At 67.0% G+C, this 23038-nt stretch carries 23 protein-coding genes; 10 read left to right on the top strand and 13 right to left on the bottom strand.

Going from position 1 to position 23038, the window contains the following annotated elements; all coding sequences use genetic code 11:
- Positions 1 to 206 precede the first annotated feature (206 nt).
- The 3 genes from V7S63_RS15975 to V7S63_RS15985 all read left to right on the top strand — a co-directional run bounded on the left by V7S63_RS15975 (position 207) and on the right by V7S63_RS15985 (position 3068).
- On the top strand, positions 207 to 1313 hold the full coding sequence (locus V7S63_RS15975) for an ATP phosphoribosyltransferase regulatory subunit (RefSeq protein WP_336530934.1): 1107 nt from the start codon (positions 207 to 209) through the stop codon (positions 1311 to 1313).
- Positions 1310 to 2305 carry an ATP phosphoribosyltransferase gene (hisG, locus tag V7S63_RS15980; protein WP_336530935.1) on the top strand — a complete coding sequence of 332 codons (996 nt, stop codon included), beginning with the start codon at positions 1310 to 1312 and terminating at the stop codon, positions 2303 to 2305. Before V7S63_RS15975 ends, hisG begins: the two co-directional genes overlap by 4 nt.
- Positions 2306 to 2588: 283 nt before the next feature.
- A complete protein-coding gene (locus V7S63_RS15985) occupies positions 2589 to 3068 on the top strand; it encodes an META domain-containing protein (protein WP_091831274.1) in 480 nt (159 codons plus the stop codon).
- Positions 3069 to 3236: 168 nt separating this feature from the next.
- Here the strand turns inward: V7S63_RS15985 and V7S63_RS15990 are convergent, their stop codons facing one another.
- From V7S63_RS15990 to groES, 5 genes are all read right to left on the bottom strand, one after another.
- Positions 3237 to 5336, bottom strand: coding sequence for an ABC transporter ATP-binding protein/permease (locus V7S63_RS15990; RefSeq protein ID WP_336530936.1), 2100 nt, complete (start codon positions 5334 to 5336; stop codon positions 3237 to 3239).
- 131 nt (positions 5337 to 5467) lie between these two features.
- Entirely contained in the window at positions 5468 to 5902 is a 435-nt protein-coding gene (locus V7S63_RS15995; RefSeq protein ID WP_336530957.1) for a DoxX family protein, read from the bottom strand.
- 65 nt (positions 5903 to 5967) lie between these two features.
- Entirely contained in the window at positions 5968 to 7296 is a 1329-nt protein-coding gene (locus V7S63_RS16000) for a TAXI family TRAP transporter solute-binding subunit (protein WP_091831268.1), read from the bottom strand.
- 303 nt (positions 7297 to 7599) lie between these two features.
- Positions 7600 to 9237, bottom strand: a complete 1638-nt coding sequence (groL, locus tag V7S63_RS16005; RefSeq protein ID WP_091831266.1) for a chaperonin GroEL — start codon at positions 9235 to 9237, stop codon at positions 7600 to 7602.
- A 47-nt stretch (positions 9238 to 9284) separates the two neighbouring features.
- Positions 9285 to 9572, bottom strand: a complete 288-nt coding sequence (groES, locus tag V7S63_RS16010; RefSeq protein ID WP_091831264.1) for a co-chaperone GroES — start codon at positions 9570 to 9572, stop codon at positions 9285 to 9287.
- Positions 9573 to 9786: 214 nt separating this feature from the next.
- On the opposite strand from groES, the gene V7S63_RS16015 reads away from it, so the two are divergent.
- Entirely contained in the window at positions 9787 to 10242 is a 456-nt protein-coding gene (locus tag V7S63_RS16015) for a MarR family winged helix-turn-helix transcriptional regulator (RefSeq protein ID WP_158673660.1), read from the top strand.
- A 76-nt stretch (positions 10243 to 10318) separates the two neighbouring features.
- Entirely contained in the window at positions 10319 to 10792 is a 474-nt protein-coding gene (locus V7S63_RS16020) for a PaaI family thioesterase (protein WP_336530937.1), read from the top strand.
- A 7-nt stretch (positions 10793 to 10799) separates the two neighbouring features.
- Here V7S63_RS16020 and V7S63_RS16025 read toward each other — a convergent pair whose 3' ends face one another.
- The gene (locus V7S63_RS16025) at positions 10800 to 11609 is read right to left on the bottom strand and encodes an AraC family transcriptional regulator (protein ID WP_336530938.1); all 810 of its coding nucleotides are present in this window, start codon (positions 11607 to 11609) and stop codon (positions 10800 to 10802) included.
- A gap of 87 nt (positions 11610 to 11696) precedes the next feature.
- Here V7S63_RS16025 and V7S63_RS16030 point away from each other — a divergent pair, with 87 nt between their 5' ends.
- Positions 11697 to 12197 (top strand): hypothetical protein, encoded by a 501-nt coding sequence (locus V7S63_RS16030; protein WP_336530939.1) that lies wholly within the window; start codon positions 11697 to 11699, stop codon positions 12195 to 12197.
- Positions 12198 to 12213: 16 nt separating this feature from the next.
- A complete protein-coding gene (locus V7S63_RS16035) occupies positions 12214 to 12591 on the top strand; it encodes a VOC family protein (protein WP_336530940.1) in 378 nt (125 codons plus the stop codon).
- A gap of 16 nt (positions 12592 to 12607) precedes the next feature.
- Here the strand turns inward: V7S63_RS16035 and V7S63_RS16040 are convergent, their stop codons facing one another.
- The 4 genes from V7S63_RS16040 to V7S63_RS16055 all read right to left on the bottom strand — a co-directional run bounded on the left by V7S63_RS16040 (position 12608) and on the right by V7S63_RS16055 (position 15567).
- On the bottom strand, positions 12608 to 13291 hold the full coding sequence (locus V7S63_RS16040; protein ID WP_336530941.1) for a DUF930 domain-containing protein: 684 nt from the start codon (positions 13289 to 13291) through the stop codon (positions 12608 to 12610).
- Positions 13292 to 13397: 106 nt separating this feature from the next.
- Complete coding sequence (locus V7S63_RS16045; protein WP_336530942.1) at positions 13398 to 14240, bottom strand: DMT family transporter; 843 nt, start codon at positions 14238 to 14240, stop codon at positions 13398 to 13400.
- Positions 14237 to 14737 carry a GNAT family N-acetyltransferase gene (locus V7S63_RS16050; RefSeq protein ID WP_091831251.1) on the bottom strand — a complete coding sequence of 167 codons (501 nt, stop codon included), beginning with the start codon at positions 14735 to 14737 and terminating at the stop codon, positions 14237 to 14239. Before V7S63_RS16050 ends, V7S63_RS16045 begins: the two co-directional genes overlap by 4 nt.
- 65 nt (positions 14738 to 14802) lie before the next feature.
- Positions 14803 to 15567 carry a sulfite exporter TauE/SafE family protein gene (locus V7S63_RS16055; RefSeq protein WP_336530943.1) on the bottom strand — a complete coding sequence of 255 codons (765 nt, stop codon included), beginning with the start codon at positions 15565 to 15567 and terminating at the stop codon, positions 14803 to 14805.
- 137 nt (positions 15568 to 15704) lie between these two features.
- Here V7S63_RS16055 and V7S63_RS16060 point away from each other — a divergent pair, with 137 nt between their 5' ends.
- Together V7S63_RS16060 and V7S63_RS16065 are read left to right on the top strand one after the other, a co-directional pair.
- Positions 15705 to 17129: a lipopolysaccharide biosynthesis protein gene (locus V7S63_RS16060; protein ID WP_336530944.1), complete on the top strand. Its 1425-nt coding sequence runs from the start codon at positions 15705 to 15707 to the stop codon at positions 17127 to 17129.
- A 167-nt stretch (positions 17130 to 17296) separates the two neighbouring features.
- Positions 17297 to 18109, top strand: a complete 813-nt coding sequence (locus tag V7S63_RS16065) for a L,D-transpeptidase (RefSeq protein ID WP_442896473.1) — start codon at positions 17297 to 17299, stop codon at positions 18107 to 18109.
- Positions 18110 to 18188: 79 nt separating this feature from the next.
- Here V7S63_RS16065 and V7S63_RS16070 read toward each other — a convergent pair whose 3' ends face one another.
- From V7S63_RS16070 to V7S63_RS16080, 3 genes are all read right to left on the bottom strand, one after another.
- Entirely contained in the window at positions 18189 to 18995 is an 807-nt protein-coding gene (locus tag V7S63_RS16070; RefSeq protein WP_091832353.1) for a DUF2076 domain-containing protein, read from the bottom strand.
- Between the two features lie 121 nt (positions 18996 to 19116).
- The gene (locus V7S63_RS16075) at positions 19117 to 20421 is read right to left on the bottom strand and encodes a UDP-glucose dehydrogenase family protein (protein ID WP_336530945.1); all 1305 of its coding nucleotides are present in this window, start codon (positions 20419 to 20421) and stop codon (positions 19117 to 19119) included.
- 199 nt (positions 20422 to 20620) lie between these two features.
- Positions 20621 to 21319, bottom strand: coding sequence for a L,D-transpeptidase (locus V7S63_RS16080; RefSeq protein ID WP_336530958.1), 699 nt, complete (start codon positions 21317 to 21319; stop codon positions 20621 to 20623).
- A gap of 475 nt (positions 21320 to 21794) precedes the next feature.
- Between V7S63_RS16080 and V7S63_RS16085 the strand changes: the two genes are divergently transcribed.
- Positions 21795 to 23038: methyl-accepting chemotaxis protein (locus V7S63_RS16085; protein WP_336530946.1), on the top strand; the 1244-nt coding region annotated here is incomplete at its 3' end.

Consider the following 23038-nt stretch of genomic DNA (forward strand, 5'->3'; position numbering starts at 1 on the left):
TTGTTCCGTGGCGCTCCACTCGCTCCTTCTGGAATGTGGCGCGACCCCTCATCCGTCTCGGCTTCGCCGAGCCACCTTCTCCCGCAAGGGGAGAAGGGAAGGGCGGTCTCCGGATTCCCGTTCACCCAATTCCCTAAAAACCGTCGAAAATCGCGGGCGTCCCTGCTAGGACGGCGCCGCAACAGGGTTTTTGTAAAGTGCCGGCCATGCGCTCAAAGCTCGAGACCGTGATCGCGCCGTTCGAGCGCGAGGGCTACAGGCGCGCCGAGCCGGCGATCCTGCAGCCCGTCGAGCCCTTCCTCGACCTCTCCGGCGAGGATATCCGCCGCCGCATCTTCCTGACGCAGGACGATGACGGGCGCGAATGGTGCCTGCGGCCGGAATACACCATCCCCGTCGCGCTGGCGCATATCGCCGTCCATGCCAGCGAGCCGGCGTCCTACGCCTATGCCGGCCCGGTCTTCCGCATGCGCGGCGCCAACGAGCCGAGCGAGTTCGCCCAGGCCGGCCTCGAATCCTTCGGCCGCAGCGATTTCGCTGCCGCCGATGCCGAGATCATGGCCCTGACGGTCGAAGCCGCCGCCGCACTCGGCCTGAGCCGGCCGCGCCTGTTGATGGGCGATGTCGCGCTTCTGACCGCGCTGCTCGATCGGCTCGGCGTGCCGCAGGCCGCCCGCCGCCGGCTGATGCGCGCTGTGGCGCAAGGCAAGGGCGCCGACGCCGTCGCCGCGCTCGAGCCGCCTGTGAACGAGGTCGAGCACGCCCATGCCGGCCTGCTCAAGGCGCTGGAGGGGCAGGATCCCAAGGCAGCGCGCGCTTTCGTGGAGGACGTGCTCTCGATCGCTGGCATCTCGACCGTCGGAGGCCGCTCGGCCGGCGACATCGCCGAGCGCTTCCTGGCGCGCGCCGCCGAGCGCGACAATCCGGTCAATGGCGAGGCGAGCGGCGTGATCGCGCATGCGCTGGCGATCGGCGGCGATCCGGACAGCGCCTCCGCCGCCCTCCGTAAGCTTGCCGGCGAGGCCGGGCTCGATCTCTCCGCCGCGCTCGACGCCTTCGACGAGCGCACCGGCTTCCTCGCCGCACGCGGCGTCGATGTCGGCAGCATCTCCTTCTCGGCCGGCTTCGCCCGCAATCTCGACTACTACACCGGCTTCATCTTCGAGTTGCACGATCCGGCTCGGCCGGATCTGAAGCCGATCGCCGGCGGTGGCCGCTATGACGGCGTGCTGCAGCGCCTCGGCGCGCCCGCGCCGGTGCCGGCCGTCGGCGCCTCGCTCTGGCTCGATCGTCTCGCGGGAGGCAAGGCATGAGCGGGACGGACAAGATGACCAACGACGCGCCGCTGGTTCTCGCAGTGCCCTCCAAGGGCCGGCTGCAGGAGAACGCCACCGCCTTCTTCGGCCGCGCCGGCCTCTCCTTCGTTCAGGCACGCGGCCAGCGCGAGTACCGCGGCCAGATCGCCGGGCTCGGCGGGGCCGAGGTCGCCTATCTCTCGGCCTCCGAGATCGTCGCGCAGCTTTCGTCCGGCGCTGCTCATCTCGGCATCACCGGCGAGGACCTCGTGCGCGAGCAGGTCGCCGATGCCGATGCCAGCATGGTCATGCTGGCGCCGCTGGGCTTCGGCCAGGCCAATGTCGTCGTCGCCGTGCCACAGGCCTGGATCGATGTGCGCACCATGGCCGATCTCGACGACGTCGCCGCGACCATGCGCGCCCGCACCGGCCGTAAGCTGCGCGTCGCCACCAAATACGTGAACCTGACCCGGCGCTTCTTCGCCAATCACGGCCTCGCCGACTACCGCATCGTCGAGAGCCTGGGCGCGACCGAGGGGGCTCCGGCCGCAGGCACCGCCGAGATCGTCGTCGACATCACCACCACCGGCGCGACGCTGACGGCGAATGCGCTGAAGGTGCTGGACGACGGCGTGATCCTGGCCTCGGAGGCCAATCTCGTCGCATCCGTACGTGCGCCATGGGGCAAGCAGGCGCGCGATGCCGCCGCCGCCATCCTGTCGCGCATCGCGGCCGAGGAGGAGGCGCGCTCGGTGCGCGAGGTCCGCGCCGTGCTCAACGCCGTCTCGCCGCAGCGGCTCGGCGAGATCGCGCACCGGCTCGGCGCGCGTCTGCCCTTCGGCACCGCCAGTGGTGATGGTGTCGTCACCTTGCACTGCCCGCGCAAGGCGGTGTTCCCGCTGGTCGAGGAACTGAGCAAGGCCGGTGCCGACGACATCACCGTACGGGCGCTCGACTATGTCTTCCGCCGTTCCAACCCGCTGATCGAGCGGCTGCTGGCGAGAATCTGACGCGCTTTCCGTTCGGCTGGTAACAGCCGAACGAACAGAATTCGCGCAAACTCAAAGACGAACATGTTCTCATCGCAAAAGTGGTGCCCACTTTTGCGGAACATGTTCAGACGCCGGATTCCCGACGCAATGTCCGGGTAGTTCGGCCGGGCGAGGCGATTTCGGTGCAAGGCGTGCCAAAAGCGGTGGGATCGAGACTTGCGCTCGCCACCACGATCGGTGCAGTGGAAAGTATCGGGTTCTCCTACGGGCTGTCGCTCTTTCCAATCGGGGTCTGGACCAGTTGAATACGCAGTCGCGCCTTGGCCTCCTGGCCGCTCTCGCTCTCTCCCTCTCGCCGGTTCTGGTGAGCGATGCGCTCGCGCAGCGTCGCCAGCAGATGCCGTCTCGTAGTGAGCAGCCGCAGGACGCTCCGCCGCCGAAGCAGGAGAAGAATTTTCCGTTCGACGCCTCCTGGACGGCGACCCAGCTGAACGGCAAGCCGATCAACAGCTTCAAGGCAACGCTGAAGGTCGATTCCAATCTGCGTGGCACCGGCTTTGCCGGCTGCAACACCTTTTCGGCCTCGGCCTATCCGCTGCGCCAGCAGGGCTTCGCCGTCGGCCCGATCGCGGTGACCAAGGCCGCCTGCGACAAGAGCGTCGCGGATTTCGAGCGCAGCTATCTGATGGCTCTGCGCACCGCACGGCAATGGGACCTGGTCGAAGGCCGTCTCGTCATCAAGACGGGTGCTGGCGAAATCCGCTTCGACCGCGGTATCTGAGGCGGCACCCGCCCTTCTCCCTTGCGAGAAGGTGGCCCGAAGGGCCGGATGAGGGTTCGCTCAGGTTGGGAGGGGGCCGCCTCCACACGACGCACGGCCAGCGACCTGCGTTGCGAGACCCCTCATCTTCACCCTATCCCGCCAGGGGAGAGGGACAGGTCGCTGTGGTTACCTCGCCTCCGCCATGGCCTTCGCCTTCGGGCTGAAGGTGCCGTCGGCGTTCTTTTCCATCGCGACCAGCCCGTCGTGCAAAGCGCGCAATGTCGAGCGGTGACCGATCGAGACGATGCTGGTCTGCGGCAGTTCGCGCCGGATCATCGCATAGATCTCGTTCTCGAGCGTCTCGTCGAGCGAGGCGGTCGCTTCGTCGAGGAAGAGCCAGTCGGGCTTGGCCAGCAGCGCACGGGCGACCGCGAGCCGCTGCTGCTCGCCGCCTGAGAGGCGCTGGCCCCAGAGGTCGACCTCATCGAGCCGATCGGTGAGATGGCCGAGCTTGACCTTCTCCATGGCTGCGCGGATGTCGGCATCGCTGAAGGCGTTCGGCTCTGCGGGGTAGGACAGCACCGCCCGCAGGGATCCCTGCGGCAGATAGGGCCGCTGCGGCAATAGCAACATGGTCTGGCCGGCGGGCGCCGCTACCTTGCCCTTGCCGAAGGGCCAGATGCCGGCAAGCGCCCGGAACAGGGTCGACTTGCCGGAGCCCGAGGGGCCGACGACCAGCGTCGACTGACCCGCAGGCAGGGTCAGGTCGGATGCGCTCACGATCGGCTGGCCATTCGGCAGGGTGAGCGACAGCGTCTCGATCGTCGTGTCCGTGCCGGCCTTCTGCGCGATGTCGATCCCGGCGTCTGCGCCGCCGGCTCCCTGCGCTTCCGCCTGGGCGATCGCAGCCTCGAAGGTGGTGAGGCGGTTGATCGAGGCGACATAGGAGGCGATCGACTGGTAGCGGTCGATGAAGAACGACATCGCCGTCTGCACCCGGTCGAAGGCCGAGGCGACCTGGGTCATGATGCCGAGCGTGATCTTGCCCGAGAAGTAATGCGGCGCGAGCAGGATGTAGGGCACGACGACATTGGCTTGCGCGAAGGACAGGGTGAAGGTCGTCAGCCGCACCCGCGCCCAGACCAGCCGGTAGAAGTTCTGGACGATGTCGCCGAAGCGTTCGGTGAGGTGGCGCTGCTCGGAGGTCTCGCCGCGCATCAGGGCGATCTGCTCGGAATATTCGCGCAGGCGGGCCAGCGAATAGCGGAAATTCGCCTCGCGCCGCTCCTGTTCGAACTCCAGGCCGATCATCGGCCGGCCGATGAGATGGGCGATCCAGGTCGCGGCGACCGAATAGATCAGCGCCATCCAGAAGATGAAGCCGGGAATGCTGATCTCGGTCCCCGGCACGACGCTGGCAACCGGGATCGACCAGAGGATGATCGAAAACGAGACCAGCGTCGATACCTGCGTCAGCAGCGGCAGGGCGAAGCTGTAGGTCTGGTTGACGAAGGCGCGCGTGTCTTCGGCGATACGCTGGTCGGGATTGTCCGCGGTGTGGGCGAGCGAGACCCGGTAGTGATTGGCGTTGCGCAGCCAGGCCGCGCTGAAGCTCTCCGCCATCCAGCGGCGCCAGCGGATCAGGAGCGTGTAGTTGGCGATCATCTCGATCAGGTTGGAGATGACGAAGATCGCGGCCCAGACGCTGAAGACGTAAATCAGCTGGTACCAGAAAGTCGCCGCGTCCTTCTCCTGGATCGCGTTGTAGAAATCGCGGTTGAAGAAGGAAAGGCGCAGCGAGATGCCGACCTGGATCTGGTTGAGCACCACGAGGAAGACCAGCAGCGCGATGCCGAGGCGGCCCGTGCCGATCGAGAAGGGCTTCACCGGCCAGAGCTGCGCCGTGGTCGCTTCCGGCGCCTCGAAATAGGGCGAAGCCAGCCGGGCGATGCGCCGGATCGCCGGGATGAACGAGATCGCATAGACGAGGATGCCGAAGACGGCGATCGTCGTCGGCAGGCTCGCCGGCGGTGCGATCGCCTGCCAGCCGGCCGGCCAGAAGCCGACTTGCGCCAGCACCGCGCCGGCACCGGTCGCGACGTATTCCACCGCGAAGATGACCGAGAAGATTTTCAGGAAGGTGCTGATCTCGGTAGCCCGGAAGGTGGCGAATGCTAGCAGCAGGCCGACGGCGCCGAGGCCGAGGATGCCGTGGCTGCCGCTTTGCTGGCCGACCACGAGCGCGATCACGGCAAGCGCGGCGACGGCGAAACTCAACAGGCGCATGGCATCGTCCTTGTCGGGGAATCAGCGCGGGAGACGCGCTGCCTAGTAGAAAGCGTTGTAGATCAGCCCTGCGCACAAAAAAGGCCCGGCTCAAGTCCGGGCCGCGCTTTTTCAGCGTTTTGTGATGGGCTTCAGTCCTTGTCGACCGAATAGGCGCCTGCGCCGGCCGCGAACAGCACGAGGAAGCCGCCGGCCACGGCAAGGTTCTTCATGAACATGAGCTGCTGCATCGGCTGCGCCCAGTTCATGTGGAACAGCACCGAGGCTGCGATGGTGAAGGCGAACAGGGCGAGGGCGACGAGGCGGGTCTTGAAGCCGACGACGATCATCAGGCCGCCGATCAGCTCGACGATGATGACGAGTGGCAGCAGGATGCCGGGCACGCCGGCCGAGGCCATGTAGGCTTGCGTGCCGGCATAGCCGCTGATCTTGGACCAGCCGGCGAGCACGAACATCAGGGCGAGCAGGATGCGGCCGATCAACTTGGCGGCATCGCCCAAAGCAGGGTTGTTCATGAAAGGGACCCCCGAAAGCAGAGCGCGGCAGGATGCCGCACCAGCTGCGATCTAGGGCCTACAACCAAAGTCGATGCAAGCGCGTGGCTTCACATGCCTGTGCAAAGTCGAGCCGCCTAGGCAGCTACTCGCTTGCCGGCCTGCCCGGACGCGCGCGCTTCGCCTATCGCTTCGGCGATCGAGGCGCGCACGGCCTCCCAGCTCAACGAAAACACGTGGAAGCCCTGGTCGGAGATCCGCTCTTCCGAGAAATCCTTCATCACCCGCTGGATCAGCAGGTTGAGATCCTTACGGCAGCCGTGCAGCGTCGCAAGGTCATCTGCCTCCTGCGCCCGCGACGCGATGTCGATCAGCTTGTCATTGTAGGCGCTGACCCGAACCTTGCGCCGGTTGCGGATCTGCAGCCGCAGCATCATCACGCCGGAATACGCGATGGTCAGCATCGAGATCATGAAGGTGATCTCATCGCGATAGCGCACCAGAAGGAACGGCCTGGCGCCGTCGTAATAGGCTTTTGCGCCGGCATGGATCGCCACGGACGGGCCGTTCTGTGCCGGCCGCGCGATACCCGCGGCGAGTGGTGTCCGGAAGGCGAGACGCAACTGCTCTTCGAACAGGATCCGTGTCAGTTCCTCGACGGCGGCGTCCGGCACTTTGACGCCCGCTACAAGATTGATTCCGATCGCCAGCGTCGGCGTGTCCTGCTCGGGGACGGGCGGATATCCCTGATAGGTCCCCTGGCTGATGCTGCTTTCGCTGACATAGGGCTTCACCAGTTTGATCGCTGAGGCCTGCTCGACCGGCACGAAGAAGAGCCCGTCGCCGCGTTGCTGCAGGCGCCGCATGACCTCGACAGTGGCGGGATCGCGTAGTGCCCTGACGAAGGCGATCGCGTCGATCTCGCCGCGCTCCAGTGCTGCGAAGTTGTCGTTGACGGGGCCGGCGCTGACCTTGATCTCGGCCAATGGCAGGTCGTGATGCTGCGCGAGTGCGAAGAAGTTCTGATTGCCCGAGGTGCCTTCCGGCGGAAGGGCGAGGCGCTTGCCGGCAAGATCCCGCAGGCTCCGGATGCCGGACGAGCGGCGCGCGATCAGCTGGAAATGTTCGCGCGCAACGACTGCGACGGCCCTGACGGTCGGCGCGGTCATGATGTCGGCCTGCACCGAGGCGAGGGCCGCCTTGCCGTCGGCAACCAGGCGCGCATTCGTCGCCGAGCCGTCGGTATGTACGATCTCGAGGCGGATGGTCTTCGACTGCGTCGCGACAAGATCGCGGACCTCGCCCATCAGCTGATCGACATTGCCGCCCTTTCCGCCAACTGCGACCGACAGGATGGTGGGCGGGGCGTCTCGGAAGGCGTACCAGCCGCTCGCGGCCGCGGCCGCTACCGCCAGGAAGCCGATCATGGCGTAGACGCCGACAATCACAGCAGACCGCCGAACCATTGATGATCTCCGCTCCGCCCGTCGCGCGGGTATGCCTCATTGTGGCGCGCGATGGCGAAAGGCCGGCCCGACTCACGGGGAACGGGATAGTCGTGCGATGTCTGCAGTTGGAAGAACCTTGCGGCAGCTGGCAAGATTGTCCGGGTCGATATCGCCAGGATCTTGGGTGATGTGACGAAAAAGGCCCGGCTTGCGCCGGGCCTTCCATAGTTGAGCCTGGTGGCCTGGATCAGAAGTCCATGCCGCCACCGAAACCGGGCTTGCCCGGTTTCGGCAGTTAATGTCTGGGGCGTCTGGACTTCCTCAGAAGTCCATGCCGCCCATGCCGCCGCCGCCCATCGGGGGCATCGGGGCGTCCTTCTTCGGCGTCTCGGCGATCATCGCCTCGGTGGTGATCAGCAGGCCGGCGATCGAAGCCGCGTCCTGGATCGCCGTGCGCACGACCTTGGTCGGGTCGATGATGCCGGCCTTGACCAGATCGCCGTACTCGCCGGTCTGGGCGTTGTAGCCCCAGGCGTAGTCCTTCGACTCCAGCAGCTTGCCGATCACGACCGCGCCGTCACCGCCGGCGTTGTCGACGATCTGGCGGGCCGGAGCAGCGATCGCCTTGCGGACGATCTCGACGCCGGTCTTCTGGTCGTCGTTCTGGGTCTTGATCGACTTGACCGAGTTCAGGGCGCGCAGCAGGGCGACGCCGCCGCCCGGCAGGATGCCTTCTTCCACCGCAGCGCGGGTGGCGTTCAGGGCATCGTCGACGCGATCCTTCTTCTCCTTGACCTCGACCTCGGTCGCGCCGCCGACGCGGATGACCGCGACGCCGCCGGCGAGCTTGGCCAGACGCTCCTGGAGCTTCTCACGGTCGTAGTCCGAGGTGGTCTCCTCGATCTGCGCCTTGATCTGCGCAACGCGGCCCTCGATGTCCTTCTTCTTGCCGGCGCCGTCGATAATCGTGGTGTTCTCCTTCTCGATGCGCACCTTCTTGGCGCGGCCGAGCATCTGGAGCGTCACGGTCTCGAGCTTGATGCCGAGGTCTTCCGAGATCATCTGACCGGCGGTCAGGATCGAGATGTCCTCGAGCATGGCCTTGCGACGATCACCGAAGCCCGGAGCCTTGACGGCTGCGACCTTCAGGCCGCCACGGAGCTTGTTGACGACGAGCGTGGCCAGAGCCTCGCCCTCGACGTCCTCGGCGATGATGAGCAGCGGCTTGCCGGTCTGCACGACGGCCTCGAGGATCGGCAGCATCGCCTGGAGCGACGACAGCTTCTTCTCGAAGATGAGGATGTAGGGGTCCTCGAGCTCGGCGACCATCTTCTCGGCATTAGTGATGAAGTAGGGCGAGAGATAGCCGCGGTCGAACTGCATGCCCTCGACGACGTCGAGCTCGGTCTCGGCGGTCTTGGCTTCCTCGACAGTGATGACACCCTCGTTGCCGACCTTCTGCATCGCGGTCGAGATCATCTTGCCGACCGACTCGTCGCCGTTCGCCGAGATGGTGCCGACCTGCGCGACTTCCGCGTTCGAGGTGACCTTCTTGGAGTTCTTCTTGAGGTCGGCGACGATGGCCTCGACGGCGAGGTCGATGCCGCGCTTCAGGTCCATCGGGTTCATGCCGGCCGCAACCGACTTGGCGCCTTCACGGACGATCGCCTGGGCGAGCACGGTGGCGGTGGTGGTGCCGTCGCCGGCATGGTCGTTCTGGCGCGAAGCGACTTCGCGGACCATCTGAGCGCCCATGTTCTCGAACTTGTCGGCGAGCTCGATCTCCTTGGCGACGGTGACGCCGTCCTTGGTGATGCGCGGGGCGCCGAACGACTTCTCGATCACGACGTTGCGGCCCTTGGGACCCAGCGTGACCTTCACGGCATTGGCGAGGATGTCCACGCCGCGCAGCATCTTGTCGCGGGCGTCGGTGGAAAAGCGAACTTCTTTGGCAGCCATGAGACTACTCCTGATTGAACTCTACGGACGGGTGGGCGCCTGGCTGCTCAGCCGACGATGCCCATGATGTCGGATTCCTTCATGATCAGGAGATCCTGGCCGTCGATCTTGACCTCGGTGCCGCTCCACTTGCCGAAGAGGACGCGATCGCCCTTCTTGACATCGAGAGCAACCAGCTTGCCGGCGTCGTCGCGGGCGCCGGGGCCGACTGCGACGATCTCGCCTTCCTGGGGCTTTTCCTTGGCGGTATCGGGGATGATGATGCCACCCTTGGTCTTCTCTTCGCCATCAAGGCGACGGACCACAACGCGGTCATGCAGCGGACGGAACTTCATGGTTCTGTCTTCCTCTCGGTCTTATTCTGGACGGGCTCGAATTTGCCCGTGAAAGGGGTCTGTTAGCAGTCTCACCGAGTGAGTGCTAACCGACGTGGCGGAGATAGGCCCCAGGGCTGCCGGAGTCAAGGAATCCGCTGCGTAAAAGGTGAACGCGATGACTGCCGCCATCTGCCCTGCTGCGGCCGGACACTAAACCCGCTATCGTGGCGGGATGACGACGCCAGTCCCTGATCTCCCTCTCGACGACATCGCCCGTTCCTGTGTGGTGCTGCATGTCCGCATGACCGCACGCGCCGTCACCCGCGCCTATGACGAGGCGATGCGGCCGAGTGGCTTGAAGATCACCCAGTTCGTTCTGCTCTCGGCGCTTTCGACCGGCGCCTGGCGCTCCGTCACCGAGCTCGCCGACCGCTTCGCGCTGGAGCGGACCTCGCTGACGCGCAACCTGCAACTGCTTGCCGCCGAGAAGCTGATCGAGCCGGTCGACTGCAAGGGCAGGGCGCTGACCTATGCCGTGACGCAGAAGGGCCGCGCCGCGATCGAGGCGGCGATCCCTTACTGGCGCGCGGCGCAGGACAGGATCGAGGGCGGGCTCGGCCAGGAACGCTGGAGCGAGACGCGCGACAGTCTCAAGGCAATCCGGCGGGCGGCGAGGGAAGTCGGCTGATCTCGCACCAGCCGGCTTGACCGCTATCCAGCTCCATCTCTATCGTGCATCTACACGATAGAGATGGAGCGTAGCCGTGTCCCGTGAGGTCGGAGTCGTCAGCCGTGATGTCCTGCTGGCGGAGGACGGCGCATCCTTCCTGCGCGGGATGATCGAGGGACGCCATCCCGGCCCGCCCTTCGCCGATGCGATGGATTTCGACATCGCCGAGGTCGAGGAGGGCCGGGTGGTCTTCGTCGGCACGCCCTCGCCGCGCTTCTTCAACCCGCTCGGGACGATCCACGGCGGCTGGACGGCGACGATCCTCGATTCCGCCATGGCCTGCGCCGTGCATTCGACGCTGCGGGTCGGCGAGGGCTACACCACGCTGGAGATGAAGCTGAACTATGTCCGCCCGGTCATGCCTGCCAGCGGCCCGGTGCGCTGCGAGGGCAGGCTGATCCATCGTGGCGGTTCGGTCGCGACCAGTGAAGGCAAGCTGGTCGACGCAGCAGGCAAGCTGTTGGCGCACGGCACCGAAACCTGCATGATCTTCGGCGGCAAGCGCTGAATATTGCTCACGCGATGCGATAGGCGCCCGGACTCACGCCCATCACCCGCTTGAAGCGGCGGTTGAAGGTTGAGAGGTCGCCGAAGCCGCAATCGAAGGCAATGCCCGCGATCGGCTGGTCCGTCCGGCGCAGCAGCATGGCCGCCCGGTGGAGACGCGTGCGCAGCACATATTGATGCGGCGTCATACCGACCAGGGTCCTGAAGGTGCGCAGGAAGTGGTAGGGGCTCATCGCCGCCTGCCGCGCCAGCTCATCGATCGGAAGAGTGTCCTCGCAATGCGCTTCGATATGGCGCAGCGTCCGCGTGACCCGGCGTTCGTCGCGGGCGCTTGGCGTCCCGATCCCGGGTTTTGCGCCTGACAGCACGCTCGCCACGGCGCCGCCGAGGCGCAGCGCGGTTTCCTCCAGCCTCTCGGGCTCGTCCGCGGCGATTTCCGCTTCGGCGACGACACTGGCGAGCACGGGCAGCGCCGGCAGATGCGGCTGCGCGAAGTCCAGCCGCCGGGCGCCCGGCACGGCCGCGACGACGCCTTCGAGCCAGGCCGGCTCGAACTGGAAGGCGAGGCAGCGGTCGCCGGCCGCGTGTTCATGGCCGCATTCGAAGCAGGCGCCGCGATTGCCGAGCAGCAGCGCGCCCGGCGCGAGCACGGCGCTGCCTTGCGTCGAGCGGTAGCGGAACGAGCCGCTGCGGACGATGGCGATGCAGTGCTGCGGGTGCGCTTCCTCGAAGGCGCGGTCGTCCGGGCCGGCCGTGCAGACGATGTCGCTGACCCGCCAGCCGGGGCCTGATGCCAGGAGATGGGCGGTCGCCGTCATGGTTCGCGAGTTTAGCAGTTTTTCCCAAGCGCTGCCCGAGGCTCCGGGTCAAGCTGGACACCAACTTGGTCCAGACGGAGCCCGATCATGACAGCAGCGCCATCGACGCTGGCCAATGCCCTTATCGCGACCGGGCCGGACCCTGAACTCGCCGGCAAGCTCGCCCTCTACGGCCAGTTCGTCGGCGCGTGGACGATGGCTGCCGTGATGCACACCGATGACGGCCAGCGCCATGAGGCCAAGGGCGGGATCCATTTCGGCTGGGTACTCGGCGGGCGCGCCGTGCAGGATGTCTGGGCGCTGCCGGGCTTCTTCCACGGCACGACGCTACGCATATACGACCCCGGCGAGGATGCCTGGCACATCCGCTGGAACGACCCGGTCAAGCAGTACTACACGCACCAGATCGGCCGGGCCGAGGGCAACGACATAGTCCAGCACGGCAGGCTGGACGACGGCACCGCGATCCGCTGGCGCTTCACTGAGATCACGCGGGATTCGTTCCACTGGATCGGCGACCGCTCGCGCGATGGCGGCGGGAGCTGGCAGCTCCAGGCCGATTTCCGCGCCAAGCGCATCACAACCTGACAGGAGGACGACCATCATGTTCGATCACATCTCTATCGGCGTTCGCGAGCTTCCTCGTACGAAACGCTTCTACGACGCGACGCTCGGCGCGCTCGGCTATGGTTGCCTCAGTGCCGACGAGAGCTCGCTCGGTTATGGCAAGGGGAGCGTCGGGCTCTGGATCGGCGTGGTCTCGGCGCCGGTGCCGCCGGACCGCGACTCCAATCTGCACTTCTGTTTCGTCGCGCCGACACGCCAGAGCGTCGACGCTTTCCACGCGGCGGCGCTCACGGCGGGCGGCACCGACAACGGCAAGCCGGGCCTGCGCGACTCCTACGGCCCCGACTACTACGCCGCCTTCGTCGTCGACCCCGACGGCTACCGGCTGGAGGCCTATTGCGGCAAGCCGGCCTGAGGCTCTCGCAGCAGGGCTAATGCTCGGGCGGCAGGTCGTGCGCAGCCCATTCGCTGCGCGGGATCGCCTCGCCGACACGGAACTGGAAGCCGGCGACCTTGCCGTTTGCCGCCATCTCGCAGCGGAACCGTAGGCCGTACCATTGCTTGCGGCTGCGGAAGGCGGCGCCCTCGGCTTCGAGGGCGCCCTTGGTCAGCTTCGTGCTGGCCATGGCATAGGCGACGACGCGATCCGGCTCGAACTCCGCCTTCCAGGCATGGATCTGGCTCATCGCCTCGAGATTGCAAAGCTGCTCGATGCGCTCGCTCGCCTCGAGCGTCTTCAGCGCCTCACGCGCGCCGCGGCTGCGCGGATTGGCCAGCACGCTTTCCGAATGCAGCGTCCGGGCGGTGATCATCGCAGGCGGCTCGGCCGGTGGTGGAACGGGCCGGCTGGCTGGCTTTTCCGGCTGCGTAGTGGGGGGAGCCGGCTGCGGAGGTGACGCAATCTCGGCTAGGGGAGGAGCGGGCGCCTGGGCCGGAGCGGGAGGCGCCAGCGACTCCGGCGCAACCAGTTCGACCTCGATGCTCGTCTCGATCGGCGGTGTGAAGCTGCTGAGCGTCCGGATGGCGAGGAGGAGGCCGAACAGGAGATGGACGCAGAGCGCGGCGGGAAGGCCGGGTTCGCGCAGGACGCGAGCAGCGGTGCCGGCGCGCTGCATGCTTCGGTCAATCGCAGTCGGACAGGAATGCAAGCATGGCGGGCGGTCTCTCCCTTCGCATTGCCTCGTGCAGAAGCCGACCAAGCCGGCGAATTCGTGGCGACTATCAGCGCCGGCTGACGGCGAGGGCGCCGGCGACGATCAGGACCGCACCGGCATAGGTGGTCCAGAGCGGCACTTCGCTGAAGACGAACCAGCCGAGCAGGCTCGCCCAGACCAGCGCCGTGTACTCGATCGGCGCCAGCCGCGAGGCCGGCGCCCGGGCGAAGGCCGAGGTCAGCGACAGATGCCCGGCGACGCCGAGCGCGCCGGCGGAGAGATAGGCAGCGAGGTCGCCACCACTCATCGGCTGGAAGACGTACCAGGCCGGCCAGGCCAGGCAGAGCGCCGGCCCGGCGTTCTGGAACAGCACGATGATCGCCGGATGCTCTTTCACCGCGATCGTGCGCAGCAGGATCAGGTTAAAGGCGTAGGAGATCGCCGAGACGAGTGCCGCGGCGACGCCGAGTTCGGCGCCGGTGACGCCGCCCTGCAGGCGCGGCCAGACCATCACCAGCATGCCGGCGAGGCCGAAGCCGAGCGCCTGCAGGATGCGGCCGTCGAGCCGTTCCTTCAGGATCAGCGCTCCGAGCAGGGCGACGAAGACCGGGGCGAGGAAGGAGAGCGTCAGCGCCTCCGCGAGCGGCAGCACCGAGATCGAATAGAAGAAGCTGCCGGCGGTGACGATGACCAGCGGGATGCGGATGCTGTTGCCGATCAGGCTCGTGCGCGTCGGCCGTGCCGGCCGCAAGACCGCGACGACGATAATCGCGCAGACGGCGCCCGCGGCAAAGCGCATGAACAGCGCCAGCAGGAACGGGTGCTGCTGCATCTGCGCCTTGATCACCGCATCCATCGCGGTGAGCAGCGCGATGCCGAGAACCGCCCGCAGCGCGGTATTGAGATTCATGACTGCGCCGGGGCGAGCGGCTTGCGGAAATGGTATTCCCAGGTCGAGGAGATGTCGGCGAGGTAGCGCTCGCCCGGCCAGCGCACGAAGCCGAGCTTCTCGTAGAAGCGGTGGCCGCGGGCGAACTTGCTGTCCGACCACAGCATCATCTCGCCATAGCCGCCGGCTTCAGCGAAGGCGAGGGTGCGGGCGAACAGGGCCTGCGCCAGCCCGCTGCCGCGCTGGCTCGGATCGGCATAGACCTTGAACAGCTCGACCGCATTCTGGTCCGGCACCGGCACGACGGCGATCGAGCCGACGATGCGCCCGCCCGGCCCATCCGCGACCCAGAGCTTGCCGCCCTTTTGCGCATAGTGGCTGGCGGGGCGGCGCAGCTCCGGGAATTCCGACCAGTCGAACCAGCAGTTCGGATATTCGGCGAAGGTCGCGGCGATCAGGGTGGCGAGAGGCTCCGAGTCGGCGTCGGTGGCGTCGCGAAGGGCAGGCAGGGCGGTCATGGTCGATCGCTTAGGGCCAATCTGGTCTGCTGCAAAGATGGGGCGCTCGCGCGCCTGCCATGCTGCTATCGCAGCAATGCAAGGGCGGCGTCGGCCGTCAGCTTCAGCGCTGCCGCTGCAAGCAGCAGATAGCACGCGAAGAACAGCCGTTTCTGGTCGAGCCGCTCATGCAGCCAGCGGCCGATCCAGACGCCGATCGGCGCTGCCGGCAGCAGCGCCAGCGCAGCCCAGAGCGCCTGCGGCTGCTTCAGGCCGAGCGCCAGATAGGGCGGCAGCTTCAGGATGTTGCCGAGCATGAAGAAGGCGATGGTCGTGCCGACGAAGGCGGTCTTGGAAAGCCCGCGTGCCAACAGATACATCGCAACCGGCGGGCCGCCGGCATGGGCGACGAAGGTGGTGAAGCCCGAGGCCGTCCCGGCCAGTAGCGCGAGCGGGGGCGAAACCGGCAATTGGCCGGCAGGCGCGGTCCGGCCGCGCAGGAACCAGTGTGCCGTGAAGGCGAGAGTGATGATGCCGATGATCAGCGTGACGATGCGGGCGTCGACGATCAGGAAGACGGCATAGCCGATCGCGATGCCGACGATCAGGCCGGGGATCAGCCAGGCGAGATCCGGCTTCGACCAGGTCGAAACACCGAAGCTGCCGATGGCGACAAGGTCCATCGCGGCGACCAGCACCGCCACCATGATTGCGCCCTGCAGGGGATCGACGACGAGCGCCAGCAGCGGCACGCCGAGGATGGCGAGGCCGCCACCGAAGGCGCCCTTGCCGATGCCCATCAGCAGGGTCGTGATCCAGCCGACCAGGTAGAAGATCGGATCGCTCGGCATAGGCTCAGTCTGTCGCCAAGGCGCAGAGCGAGGCTGCGCCAGTTTCCGCTTGGACGGGCGGGGTTTGGCGGCTAGGCGGGATCAGCGCAGTCATGCGCGGCCGGTGCTGAGTCGGCTTGCCCCTTTGCGATGGCGTCATGACCGTACTCCTGCCCTTCGTGATCAATGCCGGGCTGAACTTCGTCCTCGGGCTGCTCATCGCCTATTTCCTCGGGCCCGCCGAATTCGGCCGCTACGCCATCGGTGCGGCGATGCTCGTGCTGCTCAACACCGCGCTGCTCGACTGGATCAGGCTCTCGGCTGTCCGTTTCTACTCGCAGAAGACCCGCGAGGAACAGCCGCAGATCCGGGCGACCCTCGATGTGCTGAGCGCGGGGATCACGCTCGCCTTGTGTGGCATCCTGGTCGCGGCGGTCGTCGCCGGCGTCGATTTCGGACTGCCGGTCATGCTCGTCGCCGGCTCGGTGCTGGGCGGCATCTGCGCCGGCCTGTTCGACTACCACGGCGCCATCGCCAGGGCCCGTTTCCTCGATGCCGCCTATGCCCGCCTGATCATCGTCAAGAACGTGCTCGCCTTGCTGCTGATGGTCGGCGGCGCCTGGTGGACGCGCGACGCGACGGTCGTGATGTTCGGCGGCGTCCTCAGCGCCATGGCGGCCCTGCTCGCGGTGCGGCGGGCGCTGGCGGATGGACCGCTCGCCTGGTCGGCGGCGCGGCGCGATCTGGCATCGGACTTCGCGCGCTATGCGCTGCCGATCGTCGGCGCCAACGCGATCTATTCGCTGATCCCGCTGCTCAACCGTTCGCTGCTGGCCGACAGCAACGGCTTCGCCGAAGCCGGCTATTTCTCGCTCGCCGCCGATATGGGGTTGCGCCTGTTCGGCATGCTCGCCACGACGCTGGAGATCGTCATGCTGCGCGAAGTGCTGCGGCTCGACGAGACCAAGGGTGTGCGCGCGGCGCAGAAGCGCATCGCCGCCAATTTCGTGATCGTGCTGATGGTGTCGCTGCCGGTGGCCGCCGGCCTCTTCCTGGTCTTGCCGGCTTTCGAGGCGCTGCTCGTGCCGGCGAAATTCCATGGCCATTTCTCCGGCTATCTGCAGCTGCTTCTGCCGGGCCTCGTCGCGCTCGCTGTCTTCGCCGCCGGCATCTACCCGGTCTTCCTGCTCGGCAAGCGCACCGGCCTGGTGACGCTGGCGGCCCTGGCAGGTCTCCTCGTCAACCTTGCTCTGGTCTTCTCCGCCGGCGCGCTCGGCCCGGAACGCTATGCGCTCGGCCAGACCCTCAGCTTCCTCGTGGTTCTCGCCATCACCGGCTGGGTCGGCCTGCGCTCGCTCCCGGTCTCCCTGAACTGGCGCGAGATCGGCATCATCATCGCGGCGGTGGTCGCCATGGCGATCGTCGTCTGGCCGCTCTCCGGCCGGCTCTCTCCTCTGCCCGAACTGCTGCTGCAGGGCACGCTTGGTCTTGCCGTCTATGGCGGGCTGATGCTCGCCTTCGACGTGGCTCGTTGCCGGACGCTGCTGCGGCTCTGGCTCGCCATCCGCAAGAGTCGGCGCTGATGGGGGCGTGAACCGGGCGTTTACCGCGTTTGCTCGGGGATCGCTAAGGTTAACCACGGGAAGTTGAGCGATCAGGCCGGTTCCGGGGCTGATAGAGTCAACGATTCACCATTCATTTCAACGCATCGCCTCACGCTTCAAGCCTGTTGCGTCAAGAGAGTTGCGTCATGCGTCCGCTCTATCTCGTTCCCTTTGCCGCGCTCGGCTGCGTGCTGTTGTCGGGCCAGGTCTATGCCGAGACCTATTGGCGCCCGGCCGATCCCATGGTCACGCATTCGGCCGGCCGCGGCCAATATGGCGGCGGCTTCATCGAGATGATGATGACTGGCCAGGACCCGACCGACTATGGCCGGGGCGGGGCGGTCTACAACCGCCCGCAGCGCGGCGCCTATGGCCAGCAGCCGGCGATGCGCCGGCTCTCCGACTACGAGGCGCCGGTGCCGATCCAGGGCGATCCGATGGAGCCGCGCCGCGAACGCCGGTCGGCTGCGCTCGGCGAGCCGATCCCGGCGGAGCGGCCGATCGCGCGCACCCTCGACCCGCGCTTCCAGAAGCAGGAAGTCGCCTATGACGGGCCGCACAAGCCCGGCACCATCGTTATCGATACGCCGCGCCGCTTCCTCTTCCTGGTCCAGCCCGGCGGCCGCGCTCTGCGCTATGGCATCGGCGTCGGCCGGCCCGGCTTCGAATGGGCCGGCATGAAGGCGATCACCCGCAAGGCGGAATGGCCGAGCTGGACGCCGCCGGCCGAGATGCTGAAGCGCCGTCCCGATCTGCCGCGCTTCATGGCCGGTGGTCCGGAGAACCCGCTCGGCGCGCGCGCCCTCTATCTCGGCTCCTCGCTCTATCGCATCCATGGCACCAACGAGCCGAACACGATCGGCCAGGCGGTGTCCTCCGGCTGCATCCGGATGAACAACGAGGATGTTGTCGATCTCTACGAGCGCGTCCGCGTCGGTGCCAAGGTCTTCGTGATCTGAGACCGGCCGCACCCGTCCGACAAGAAAGGCCCGCCTGTCGCCAGGCGGGCCTCGTCGTTTCAGCGGACCATGTCAGGCCTCAGGCCCAGTCGTCGTCGCCGCCGCCGCCCATGCCGTCATCGTAGCTGCCATCGTCATAGTTGGCGTCCTGATAGGTCGGCTCCTGATAGGCCTGCTGCGGCTCCGCCGCCGGCTGCTGGTCAGCCGCCGTCTGCGTGTTCTGGGCAGCTTCGTCGTTCTGCCCGGTGTCCTTGTTCTGAGCGGTGCTCGCTTCGGCCGGCTTGGTCTCGCTTGCGGCGCTCTTGTTGCCGCCGAGCGCGTTCATCAGCATGTTGCCGGCGACCATGCCGCCGGCGACGCCGGCGGCCGTCGTCAGCGCGCTCGCCATGAAGCCGCCGCCTCGGGCCGGAGCCTGCGGTTGGGCTGCCTGGTTCTGCCAGGTGCCGGGGGCGGGAGCCGCCCCCATGCCTTGCTGCGGGGCCATGCCCTGCTGCGGCGCTGCGGCCTGGCTGCCCCAGGGCGGCGAAGCCGGCTGCGGCGCGGCGCGCTGCGGGAAGGACGGCACAGAGCCGGAGCGAGCCGGCTGGCTCGCGCCACCGCCGAAGATGCCCGACAGGAAGCCGCCGGACTGCTGCGACGGAGCAGGAGCGGGCGGCTGGCTGCGCAATTGCTGGATCTCGGCCTGCAACTGCTCGATCTGGCCCTGCAGGCTGGTGAGCGCCTGCTCCTGGATGTAGACCGACTGCGCCATCGCATAGACGGCATAGGGCTGCTCGCGCAGCCTGTCGGCGATGAAACGTTCAGCCTCGGGGTCGCGCGGCTGGTTTTCCGCCTGACGCAGGCGATCGAAAATCCCGGCGATCACGTCGCGTTCTTGCGGCGTCATCGTCATCTCCTCTCATGGTGGACAAGGCGGTCGCCCTGTCGCTCCGAAAGGTGGTGACGGCTTATGACGCTATCAAGGCGAACGCCCGGCGCCTTTCTGTCGCGTCGCCAGGGAACGGGCTTCAGGCGTTACCTACGTTCACATAGGTGAAGCCGCGCGCGTGCATCTCGCCGGAGCGGTAGATGTTGCGCAGGTCGATCACGACCGGATGCCGCAGCGCCGCCTTGACCCGGTCGAGGTCGAGGGCGCGGAAGGCGTCCCATTCCGTGACGATCACCAGCGCATCCGCGCCGTCGAGGCAGGAATAGGCGTCGGGCGCGTAGGCGATCTCCGGCATCAAGGCCTTGGCACTGTCCATCGCCTCGGGGTCATAGGCGACGATCTCGGCGCCGGCGTCGAGGAGCGCCGTCACGATTGACAGCGAGGGCGCCTCGCGCATGTCGTCGGTGTTCGGCTTGAAGGCGAGGCCGAGGATGGCGATGCGCTTGGCCCGGACCGAGCCGCCGCAGGCGGCGATGACCTTGCGCGCCATCGCACGCTTGCGCTGGTCGTTGACCGCCACCACCGTCTCGACCAGGCGCAAGGGGCTTTCCATGTCCTGCGCGGTCTTGATCAGCGCGAGCGTGTCCTTCGGGAAGCAGGAGCCGCCATAGCCGGGGCCGGCGTGCAGGAACTTGCCGCCGATGCGGTTGTCGAGGCCGATACCGCGCGCCACCTCCTGGACATTGGCGCCGACCCGCTCGCATAGGTCCGCCATCTCGTTGATGAAGGTGATCTTGGTCGCGAGGAAGGCGTTTCCGGCGTATTTGATCAGCTCGGAGGTCCGCCGCGCGGTGAACAGCAGAGGCGCCGCATTGAGGTAGAGCGGCCGGTAGAGATCCTCCATCACCTTGCGGGCGCGATCGTCCTCGGTGCCGATCACGATCCGGTCCGGGCGCTTGAAGTCGGCGATTGCCGCGCCTTCGCGCAGGAACTCCGGATTGGAGACGACGGCGAAATCGGCATCGGGTCGGGTTTCGCGCATGATCCGCTCGACCTCGTCGCCGGTGCCGACCGGCACGGTCGACTTGGTGACGACGACCGTGAAGCCGTCGACTGCCGCGACGACGTCGCGCGCCGCCTGGTGGACATAGGACAGGTCGGCATGGCCGTCGCCGCGGCGCGAGGGCGTGCCGACCGCGATGAACACGGCATCGGCCGCCGCCACAGGCCCGGCGAGCTCGGTGGTGAAGGAGAGCCGCCCGGCACGGACATTGTTGGCGACGAGGTCGTCGAGGCCGGGTTCGTAGATCGGGATCTCGCCGCGCTTCAGGGCGGCGATCTTGCCGGCGTCGGTGTCGACGCAGGTCACCTCATGGCCGAAATCGGCGAAGCAAGCTCCGGAGACCAGGCCGACATAGCCTGAACCGATCATCGTCACGCGCATCTGGCGGTCTCATCGTCTCGTCGGCGGGCTGCCGACCGGCAGGGCGTAGCGCAAAACCGCGTCGAGGCAAATCGCAGCCGCCCGGGGCTGGAGGAGTAGCCCGATCTGGCGAAGGGACCGTGACGGCGCGGCGGCGACATGAAAAAGGGCGGCTGCGAGCCGCCCTTCCCGAAGTAGCCGACTGTCGCGGCCGCGAGCCTCAGATGTCGTCCGGGGGCAGCGGCGCGTCGGTCTCGTCGATCTGCGGCTCCCCGATTGGGTTGCGGTTCAGGACGACCACGGGAGTCCCGGTCGGGACGCGGCTGTAGAGGTCGATGATGTCCTGGTTGAACAGGCGGATGCAGCCCGACGACACCGCCTTGCCGATCGACCAAGGCTCGCTGGTGCCGTGAATGCGGTAGAGCGTGTCCTGGTTGCCCTGGTAGAGATAAAGGGCGCGGGCGCCGAGCGGGTTCTCGATGCCGCCGGCCATGCCGCCGGCCCAGCGGGCGTTCCGCTCCGGCTCGCGGGCGATCATCGCGGCGGTCGGCGTCCAGCGCGGCCACTCGGCCTTGCGGGCGACTGTAGCGCGACCGCGCCATGACATGCCTTGCTTGCCGACGCCGATGCCGTAGCGGATGGCGCGGCCGTTCTCGCGGACGAGGTAGAGATAGCGGGCCGAGGTGTCGACCACGATCGTGCCGGGCCGCTCCGGGGTCCGATATTCCACTTCCTGGCGCAGGAAGCGCGTGTCGACCTCGTCGATATCGGTTGCCGGCAGCGGATGCCGCTCGTCGGGCCGCTCGTCATACATCGACAGGAAGGCTGCGTTCTGGTGAACCGGGGTCCGGGCTTCGTAGGGCTGCTGCGGGCCGCTGACACAGCCGGCGAGGCCGACGGGGAAGAAGGCCGAGACCATCGTCAGGAAGCGGCGGCGGGAACAGGCGGTGGCGGCGTCGGGCAGGTGGGCGGACATGACTCGGCTCTTGGATTGGGCAGCGGCTGGCAGCGAAAACAGGCGAATTGCCGACAAGTTCCAATGATCCTCGCCGGCTGGTCCTTTTCAATTCACGGTCTCGCGTGGCGCCGGGGTGAACAGCATGTGGCGAAATTGTGGCCGACGCAGAGCGTGGCCGGAATGCCACAGTGCGACATGCCGTACCTGCATGTCGCACGGGCTGCCACCCTGTGTAGGTAGTTGCTCAACTATGCAGCTGAAAGGCGAGGAGTTGCCGAGTTTTACCGCAGTTTCGCAAGGGAAGTCGGGCTGTCTTAAATGGCCTTTAACCACTACCGGCAAAGCTTTTTAAGCCTTGTGGGCTTCGGTGCCGGGTCATGCCGAACGTTTAAGTGCGGGTCAGTCTTCGATCGCGCAGAAAAGTACGAGCAAGAATATGAAATCGATCCGCTTCAAGGTGCTGGCGATGCTGGGGATCGTCGCCGCCGGTGCGATCCTTTCCGCAGTCCTGAGCCTCTACGCATTGTCACGTTCCGGCGACCTCAACGCGCGTTCCGACGTTCAGGGCGAGATCGCATTGCTCACCGAGCGGCTCAACACGCAGGTCTTCGCCGTGGTGATGGATTCCCGCGGCATCTACATGTCGAAGGACGCCAAGGAGGCGGAGGCTTTCGCCAAGCCGAAGGAGGCGCGCTTCCCGGTGATGCGCAAGCTTGCCGCCGACCTGGTTGCGCTCGTGCCGGCCCAGGAGCGCGAGACCGCGCTCAAGCTGCAGAAGCTGGTCGAGGAGTTCATAACTTTCCGCGGCGAGCTGATTCGCCTCGGTCGCGAGGTCTCGACCGCGGCGGCCAATCAGCAGGGCAACAACGATGAGAACCGCGCCAATCGCAAGGCGTTGAACGACCAGCTCGTCGCCTTCGGCAAGCGCAACGAAGATGTCGGGAACCGGCTCTCCGAAGAGGCCGCTGCCTTCACGCGCCAGGTTCAGTGGATTCTCCCGTCAGTGCTGTTCGCCGCCCTGCTGGCTTCGGTCGCCGCGGCGCTTCTGTTCGCACAGCGTTCGATCACGCGTCCGCTGCTCGATCTCAGCGCGAGCATGAGCCGCCTCACCGCTGGCGAGACCGCGATCACGGTACCGCATACCAAGCGGCAGGACGAGGTCGGCGACATGGCGCGGGCCGTGGCGGTCCTGCGCCAGAGCACCGAGCAGGTCGCGCTGCTGCAGGAGCAGGAGCGATCCGCCGCGGCGGACCGGATTCGCTCCGCCGACGCGATGTCCGTGGTGGTGTCGGATGTCGGCGAGGTCGTCGCGGCAGCGGCGGCGGGTGATTTCTCGGCGCGGCTCAAGGTCGAGGATGCCGACGAGCAGATGCAGAAGCTCGTTGCCGGCATCAACGAGATCAACGCCGTGGTCGACGGCGCCACCACCGAATTCGTCGACGTGCTGCAGGCGCTCGCCGCGGGTGATCTGACCCGCCAGGTGCCGACCGCCTATCGCGGGCGCTTCGCCGAGCTCAAGGACGCGGTCAACGAGACGATCGCCCGCCTCTCCGCGACGGTGTCGACGATCCAGGTGACGGCGTCGGATGTCGGGATCGCGGCGCGCGAGATCAACACGGGCGCCGACGATCTGTCGAAGCGCACCGAGGAGCAGGCCTCCTCGCTCGAGGAGACCGCGGC

This window comes from Allobosea sp. CCNWLY174, from assembly GCF_037120455.1.
Classification (GTDB): Bacteria; Pseudomonadota; Alphaproteobacteria; order Rhizobiales; family Beijerinckiaceae; genus Allobosea; species Allobosea lupini.

What these genes read in the sequence shown, in the direction of transcription:
- groL (WP_091831266.1), bottom strand. Translation starts at nt 9,237, where the DNA reads ATGGCTGCCAAAGAAGTTCGCTTTTCCACCGACGCCCGCGACAAGATG.
- V7S63_RS16025 (WP_336530938.1), bottom strand. Translation starts at nt 11,609, where the DNA reads ATGACGGCGACCGCCCATCTCCTGGCATCAGGCCCCGGCTGGCGGGTC.
- V7S63_RS16060 (WP_336530944.1), top strand. Translation starts at nt 15,705, where the DNA reads ATGACCGTACTCCTGCCCTTCGTGATCAATGCCGGGCTGAACTTCGTC.
- hisG (WP_336530935.1), top strand. Translation starts at nt 1,310, where the DNA reads ATGAGCGGGACGGACAAGATGACCAACGACGCGCCGCTGGTTCTCGCA.
- V7S63_RS16070 (WP_091832353.1), bottom strand. Translation starts at nt 18,995, where the DNA reads ATGACGCCGCAAGAACGCGACGTGATCGCCGGGATTTTCGATCGCCTG.
- V7S63_RS16055 (WP_336530943.1), bottom strand. Translation starts at nt 15,567, where the DNA reads ATGCCGAGCGATCCGATCTTCTACCTGGTCGGCTGGATCACGACCCTG.
- V7S63_RS16050 (WP_091831251.1), bottom strand. Translation starts at nt 14,737, where the DNA reads ATGACCGCCCTGCCTGCCCTTCGCGACGCCACCGACGCCGACTCGGAG.
- V7S63_RS16080 (WP_336530958.1), bottom strand. Translation starts at nt 21,319, where the DNA reads ATGGTCTCGGCCTTCTTCCCCGTCGGCCTCGCCGGCTGTGTCAGCGGC.
- V7S63_RS16015 (WP_158673660.1), top strand. Translation starts at nt 9,787, where the DNA reads ATGACGACGCCAGTCCCTGATCTCCCTCTCGACGACATCGCCCGTTCC.
- V7S63_RS16065 (WP_442896473.1), top strand. Translation starts at nt 17,297, where the DNA reads ATGCGTCCGCTCTATCTCGTTCCCTTTGCCGCGCTCGGCTGCGTGCTG.
- V7S63_RS15990 (WP_336530936.1), bottom strand. Translation starts at nt 5,336, where the DNA reads ATGCGCCTGTTGAGTTTCGCCGTCGCCGCGCTTGCCGTGATCGCGCTC.
- V7S63_RS16030 (WP_336530939.1), top strand. Translation starts at nt 11,697, where the DNA reads ATGACAGCAGCGCCATCGACGCTGGCCAATGCCCTTATCGCGACCGGG.
- V7S63_RS16075 (WP_336530945.1), bottom strand. Translation starts at nt 20,421, where the DNA reads ATGCGCGTGACGATGATCGGTTCAGGCTATGTCGGCCTGGTCTCCGGA.
- V7S63_RS15975 (WP_336530934.1), top strand. Translation starts at nt 207, where the DNA reads ATGCGCTCAAAGCTCGAGACCGTGATCGCGCCGTTCGAGCGCGAGGGC.
- V7S63_RS16040 (WP_336530941.1), bottom strand. Translation starts at nt 13,291, where the DNA reads ATGCAGCGCGCCGGCACCGCTGCTCGCGTCCTGCGCGAACCCGGCCTT.
- V7S63_RS16035 (WP_336530940.1), top strand. Translation starts at nt 12,214, where the DNA reads ATGTTCGATCACATCTCTATCGGCGTTCGCGAGCTTCCTCGTACGAAA.
- groES (WP_091831264.1), bottom strand. Translation starts at nt 9,572, where the DNA reads ATGAAGTTCCGTCCGCTGCATGACCGCGTTGTGGTCCGTCGCCTTGAT.
- V7S63_RS16000 (WP_091831268.1), bottom strand. Translation starts at nt 7,296, where the DNA reads ATGGTTCGGCGGTCTGCTGTGATTGTCGGCGTCTACGCCATGATCGGC.
- V7S63_RS16045 (WP_336530942.1), bottom strand. Translation starts at nt 14,240, where the DNA reads ATGAATCTCAATACCGCGCTGCGGGCGGTTCTCGGCATCGCGCTGCTC.